Raw genomic sequence first — 6,751 nt, forward strand, 5'->3', positions numbered from 1 at the left:
AACATGATTTACAGAGAGAGTCATATGGCCGATACAGATATCCGCATTGCTATAGTAGGCGCGAGTGGGCGCATGGGACGTAATCTTATTCAGGCTGTCCAGCAGTTGGATGGCGTTACTCTTGGCGCGGCCCTGGAACGCGCGGGTTCTTCCTTAGTGGGAACCGATGCCGGGGAATTAGCCGGCAGCGGCAAAAATGGCGTGATCATCAGCGATGATCTACATCATGTTATTGACCGTTTTGATGTACTGGTTGATTTTACCCGCCCAGAAGGCACATTATCTTACCTCGCCATTTGCCAGCAATACCGCAAGGCCGTGGTCATTGGCACAACGGGCTTTGATGATGCCGGCAAACAAGCCATTGAAGATGCTTCCCGTGAAATTCCCATCGTATTTGCAGCCAACTTTAGTGTCGGTGTTAACCTTGTGCTCAAGTTACTGGAAAAAGCCGCTACCATCATGGGTGAGTACACCGATATCGAAATTATTGAAGCCCACCATCGGCATAAAGTCGATGCCCCATCAGGCACCGCTCTGGCAATGGGCGAGTCTATCGCCAATGCATTGGGGCGGGATCTTAAAACCTGCGCAGTATATGCCCGCGAAGGCCACACCGGCGAACGTGATCCTAAAAGCATTGGTTTCGCCACCATACGGGCTGGTGATATCGTTGGGGAACACACGGCAATTTTTGCAGATATCGGTGAACGTGTAGAGATTAGCCACAAGGCTTCAAGCCGCATGACTTTTGCAAATGGCGCAATTAAGGCAGCAATTTGGTTAAAAGATAAAAAAAATGGGCTTTTCAGCATGAAAGACGTTTTAAATCTAGAGAATATTTAACAAATAAATACTCAACTAATTGTAATTACGTAATTATTTATAGTTAATTGCGTAATTACTCACTCACATTGATATAAGCACAATAAAGCCACATTAAAGGCTTTTTATGTATACACAAAGCGTCTTTTTGTCTTCCTTTATTCAAAATTGGGAAAAAGCCCTCATTTTTTTCTCGTTTTTAAGTTTTCTTACACATTAATCGATAACAATGCCCACTTTCCTTATTTTTTCAGCCTCATTGACTCAATGTGTGATTGAAGGTTGTAAAAAAGCTAATAAAAATGCCATTTTTTGTAGACAATCTACCTTCCCATCATTAGAATGCGCGCAATTTGCCAAAATTTTGTCAAATATTCATGATTTGTATTGATTTTTAGCATAAATCATGAATTAATATGCATCATATTTGACTGATTATTCATTCTGGAGGGCGTTTTGATTAAGTCAGCTATATTGGTTCTGGAAGATGGAACCCAATTTCACGGTCGTGCCATCGGTGCAGAAGGTGTGGCTGTTGGAGAAGTGGTCTTCAATACCTCAATGACCGGATATCAAGAAATACTTACCGACCCTTCCTATTCCCGCCAAATTGTTACTCTTACTTATCCCCATATTGGTAATGTCGGCATCAATGCCGCTGATGAAGAATCCCCCGCCATTCAAGCCCAAGGCTTAGTCATTCGCGATTTACCCTTAGTGACCAGTAACTTCCGCAGTGAAGAAAATCTGTCTGATTACCTGAAACGTCATAACATTGTTGCCATCGCTGATATCGATACACGCAAACTGACTCGCCTGTTGAGAGAAAAAGGGGCGCAGAATGGCTGCATCATCGCGGGTAATGGCGCGGATGCCCAAATTGCACTGGAAAAAGCCAAAGCATTTCCCGGCTTGAAAGGTATGGATCTGGCAAAAGAAGTCACTACCACTCAATCTTACCAATGGTTACAAGGTAGCTGGACATTAGCTGACGGGCTGCCAGAAGCACGTAAAGAACAAGAATTGCCTTACCACATCGTAGCTTATGATTTTGGTGTTAAGCGTAATATCCTGCGTATGTTGGTAGATCGTGGCTGCCGCGTGACTGTTGTTCCGGCAAAAACGCCTGCTGATGAAGTATTGAAAATGGCACCGGACGGTATTTTCCTATCCAACGGTCCTGGCGATCCAGAACCATGTGACTATGCTATTGAAGCAATCAAAACCTTCCTAAACACTGAAATTCCTGTATTTGGCATCTGCCTGGGGCACCAATTGCTGGCACTGGCCAGTGGCGCAAAAACCGTAAAAATGAAATTTGGTCACCACGGCGGCAACCACCCAGTGAAAGATTTGGATCGCAATGTCGTCATGATCACCGCACAGAACCACGGCTTCGCAGTTGAAGAAAGCTCTCTGCCTGCCAATCTGCGCGTAACGCATAAATCACTCTTTGATGGCACATTGCAAGGCATTCATCGCACTGACAAACCTGCATTCAGTTTTCAGGGACATCCAGAAGCCAGCCCGGGCCCACATGAAGCGGCATCTCTGTTCGATCATTTCATCGAGTTGATTGAACAGTACCGTCCTACCAAAGACCAGAACAGCAAATAATCAGGAGAAAATGAAAAATGGCAAAACGTACTGATATTAAAAGTATCCTGATCTTAGGCGCCGGCCCAATTGTTATCGGTCAGGCGTGTGAATTTGACTACTCCGGCGCACAAGCATGTAAAGCCCTGCGTGAAGAAGGCTATCGTGTCATTTTGGTGAACTCAAATCCAGCGACCATTATGACCGACCCTGAAATGGCAGATGCGACTTATATCGAGCCAATCCACTGGGAAGTGGTACGCAAAATCATTGAAAAAGAGCGCCCGGATGCCGTCTTGCCAACCATGGGTGGCCAGACTGCCCTTAACTGTGCACTGGAATTGGAACGTCAGGGCGTACTGGAAGAATTTGGCGTCACCATGATTGGTGCAACTGCCGATGCAATTGATAAGGCAGAAGATCGCCAACGCTTTGACAAGGCGATGAAAAAAATCGGCTTGGATACTGCACGCTCCGGCATTGCCCATACAATGGAAGAAGCACTGGCTGTTGCTGAAGATGTCGGCTTCCCTTGCATTATCCGCCCTTCTTTCACTATGGGTGGCACCGGCGGCGGTATCGCTTACAACCGTGAAGAATTTGAAGAAATCTGTGAGCGCGGTTTAGATCTTTCCCCAACCAATGAGCTGTTGATTGATGAATCACTGATTGGCTGGAAAGAGTATGAAATGGAAGTGGTGCGGGATAAGAACGATAACTGCATTATCGTCTGTTCGATTGAAAACTTCGACCCGATGGGCATTCACACTGGTGACTCCATTACTGTCGCTCCTGCACAGACCCTGACTGACAAAGAATATCAAATCATGCGTAACGCCTCGATGGCGGTATTGCGTGAAATAGGCGTCGAAACAGGCGGCTCAAACGTACAATTTGCGGTAAACCCGAAAAATGGTCGTCTTATCATTATCGAAATGAACCCGCGTGTATCGCGCTCATCAGCGTTGGCTTCCAAGGCAACTGGCTTCCCAATTGCGAAAATCGCGGCAAAATTGGCCGTTGGCTATACCCTTGATGAACTGATGAACGACATCACGGGCGGGCGCACTCCGGCGTCTTTCGAACCTTCCATCGATTACGTCGTGACGAAAATTCCTCGCTTCAACTTCGAGAAATTCGCTGGCAGCAATGATCGCCTGACCACTCAGATGAAATCTGTTGGTGAAGTGATGGCAATTGGCCGCACTTTCCAGGAATCACTGCAAAAAGCCTTGCGTGGTTTGGAAGTTGGCGCAACAGGGTTTGATCCTAAAATCAATTTGGATGACCCACAATCCCTGACCAAAATCCGCAGTGAATTGAAAAATGCAGGTGCGGAGCGTATCTGGTATGTCGCTGATGCTTTCCGTGCCGGCATGTCCGTTGATGGTATCTTCAACCTGACCAACATCGACCGCTGGTTCTTGGTGCAAATTGAAGAGCTGATCCGTCTGGAAGAGCAAGTGGCGGAACAAGGTATCAATAGCCTGAACTTTGATCTTTTGCGCCACCTGAAACGCAAGGGTTTTGCCGATGCCCGTCTGGCAAAATTGGTAGGCGTCTCAGATAAAGAGCTTCGTAAACTGCGTCACGATTACAGCCTGTATCCGGTTTATAAGCGTGTCGATACCTGTGCGGCAGAATTTTCCACCGATACGGCTTACATGTACTCCACATACGAAGATGAGTGTGAAGCAAATCCGAACAACGACAAGCCGAAAATCATGGTATTGGGCGGTGGCCCGAACCGTATCGGGCAAGGCATTGAGTTCGATTACTGCTGTGTACATGCGTCACTGGCCCTGCGTGAAGATGGTTACGAAACCATCATGGTAAACTGTAACCCAGAAACGGTTTCAACGGATTACGACACGTCTGATCGCCTTTACTTTGAGCCTGTCACACTGGAAGACGTACTGGAAATCGTACGTGTTGAACAGCCAAAAGGCGTTATTGTCCAGTATGGCGGCCAAACTCCACTGAAACTGGCACGTGAATTGGAAGCTGCGGGTGTACCTATTATCGGCACCAGCCCTGATGCCATTGACCGTGCAGAAGACCGTGAACGTTTCCAGCAAGCAGTCAATCGCCTTGGCCTGAAACAACCTGCCAATGCGACAGTAACCACTATCGAACAAGCGGTTGAAAAAGGTAACTCACTGGGTTATCCGTTGGTTGTTCGCCCATCCTATGTACTGGGTGGACGCGCAATGGAAATCGTTTATGACGAACCCGACCTGCGTCGTTATTTCCAAACAGCGGTAAGTGTTTCCAACGATGCGCCGGTTCTGCTGGATCGTTTCCTTGACGATGCGGTTGAAGTTGATGTCGATGCTATCTGTGACGGTGAACGCGTCTTGATAGGCGGTATCATGGAGCATATCGAACAGGCGGGCGTGCACTCCGGCGACTCAGCCTGCTCTTTGCCAGCTTATACCTTAAGCAAAGAAATTCAGGATGTTATGCGTCAGCAAGTTGAAAAACTGGCTTTTGAACTGCGTGTCCGTGGTTTGATGAACGTCCAATTTGCAGTGAAAAACAACGAAGTCTACCTGATTGAAGTTAACCCTCGCGCAGCACGTACCGTTCCCTTTGTTTCCAAGGCAACCGGCCTGCCACTGGCAAAAGTTGCAGCACGTGTGATGGCTGGCCAATCCCTGCTTCAGCAAGGTGCAACCGAAGAAATCATTCCACCTTATTACTCTGTGAAAGAAGTGGTGCTGCCATTCAATAAATTCCCGGGAGTTGACCCAATTCTGGGGCCAGAAATGCGCTCTACCGGTGAAGTTATGGGTGTTGGCCGCACTTTTGCCGAAGCCTTCTCAAAAGCGATGCTGGGCAGTAGCTCCACCATGCGTAAGCAAGGCAGAGCATTGCTGTCCGTCCGCGAAGAGGATAAAGAACGCGTTGTTGATTTGGCAGCTAAATTGCTCAACCATGGCTTTGAATTGGATGCCACTCACGGTACTGCCGTTGTATTGGGCGAAGCGGGTATTAACCCACGTCTGGTGAATAAAGTTCACGAAGGGCGTCCGCATATTCAGGATAGAATCAAAAATGGTGAATATGACTACATCGTCAATACCACCGCTGGCCGTCAGGCGATTGAAGATTCTAAACTGCTGCGTCGTAGTGCCCTGCAATATAAAGTGCACTATGACACCACCCTGAATGGCGGCTTTGCAACGACCATGGCACTCAGTGCAAATCCGACGGAGCAGGTGATTTCCGTACAAGAAATGCATGCCAAGATCGTCAAATAAATCCAATGGATTGTACGTTTAATACTTTTGTCTTAGACGTACTTTTATCTTGGAAATAAACCCAGTCACATCACTCATTGTGTGGCTGGGTGATTAAATATAAGGCCCTTATAAACCACACGCTTTTCTTTAATTAGCGCCATGCGTAAAGCCGCTAACCCAAATAATTAAGCCTCCGCTAAATACCCACATTATCCCATCATATATTTCTGTCATCACATTAACCGGATTATGGTTAATAATTATATTATGGCGGGTTTTTCTTTTGAAAAGCCCCGCAATCAGCAGGGACACTCATTTCTTTTTTATTTCATATAAACGTCATCGTTTTCAAAGAGAGGAAATATCAGTGGTGCCACTTAGAGTGCACTTTAATTATTGCAGTCTTTAAATTATCAGCAACAATCATAGTAGGTATCTTTGATAGTCATTTTGATAACCATAGGGAGTCGAATACTGTGTCAAACAACATCTTGAAACGTAAATACCTAACCCACTCAGAAATTGAAATCTTGCTGAAGGAGCTGGAAAAACACCCCCACGCAGAGCGGAATATCTGCATGATATTTATGGGATTTATTCATGGTTTTCGGGTGTCTGAATTACTCGGTTTAAAACTGTCTGATCTCGATTTGGAAGAAAAAAAGCTACGTGTGGAACGCCTGAAAAATGGTTTCTCTACCGTTCATCCCATGGTAGAGCGTGAAATCCAGCTAATACAGCAATGGCTTTCCCTGCGCCAAGGCTACAAAAACAGTGATCAAAGTGACTGGTTATTCCTGTCACGAACCGGTGCGCGAATGTCACGCCAGCAGTTTTATAAAATCATCCGACAAACGAGTATAAAGGCTAATTTATCGGTTAGCGCGAATCCGCACATGTTACGACATTCTTGCGGTTATGCTTTAGCGGACAATGGGGTCGATACCCGTCTGATTCAGGACTATTTAGGCCACCGAAATATTCGCCATACTGCCCGCTACACCGCAAGTAAAGCGGGTCACTTTGAAACAATATGGCATGAAAATGGAAAACGAAAATTGTCTACAATTAGTACCAAACTGTTA

Annotated in this window: 4 protein-coding genes; all 4 read left to right on the forward strand. The window is 46.3% G+C overall.

What is annotated here, in order from left to right:
- Window positions 1-24 precede the first annotated feature (24 nt).
- Complete coding sequence (dapB, locus tag FE392_RS09300; RefSeq protein WP_319929948.1) at window positions 25-846, forward strand: 4-hydroxy-tetrahydrodipicolinate reductase; 822 nt, start codon at window positions 25-27, stop codon at window positions 844-846.
- A gap of 435 nt (window positions 847-1,281) precedes the next feature.
- Window positions 1,282-2,442, forward strand: coding sequence for a glutamine-hydrolyzing carbamoyl-phosphate synthase small subunit (gene carA, locus FE392_RS09305; protein WP_319929949.1), 1,161 nt, complete (start codon window positions 1,282-1,284; stop codon window positions 2,440-2,442).
- 17 nt (window positions 2,443-2,459) lie between these two features.
- On the forward strand, window positions 2,460-5,684 hold the full coding sequence (gene carB, locus FE392_RS09310; protein ID WP_319929950.1) for a carbamoyl-phosphate synthase large subunit: 3,225 nt from the start codon (window positions 2,460-2,462) through the stop codon (window positions 5,682-5,684).
- 470 nt (window positions 5,685-6,154) lie between these two features.
- Window positions 6,155-6,751, forward strand: a 597-nt coding sequence (locus tag FE392_RS09315) for a tyrosine-type DNA invertase (protein ID WP_319929954.1), incomplete at its 3' end; no start/stop codon positions are given.

This window comes from Xenorhabdus santafensis (assembly GCF_033949405.1).
In the GTDB taxonomy this organism is placed as follows: domain Bacteria; phylum Pseudomonadota; class Gammaproteobacteria; order Enterobacterales; family Enterobacteriaceae; genus Xenorhabdus; species Xenorhabdus santafensis.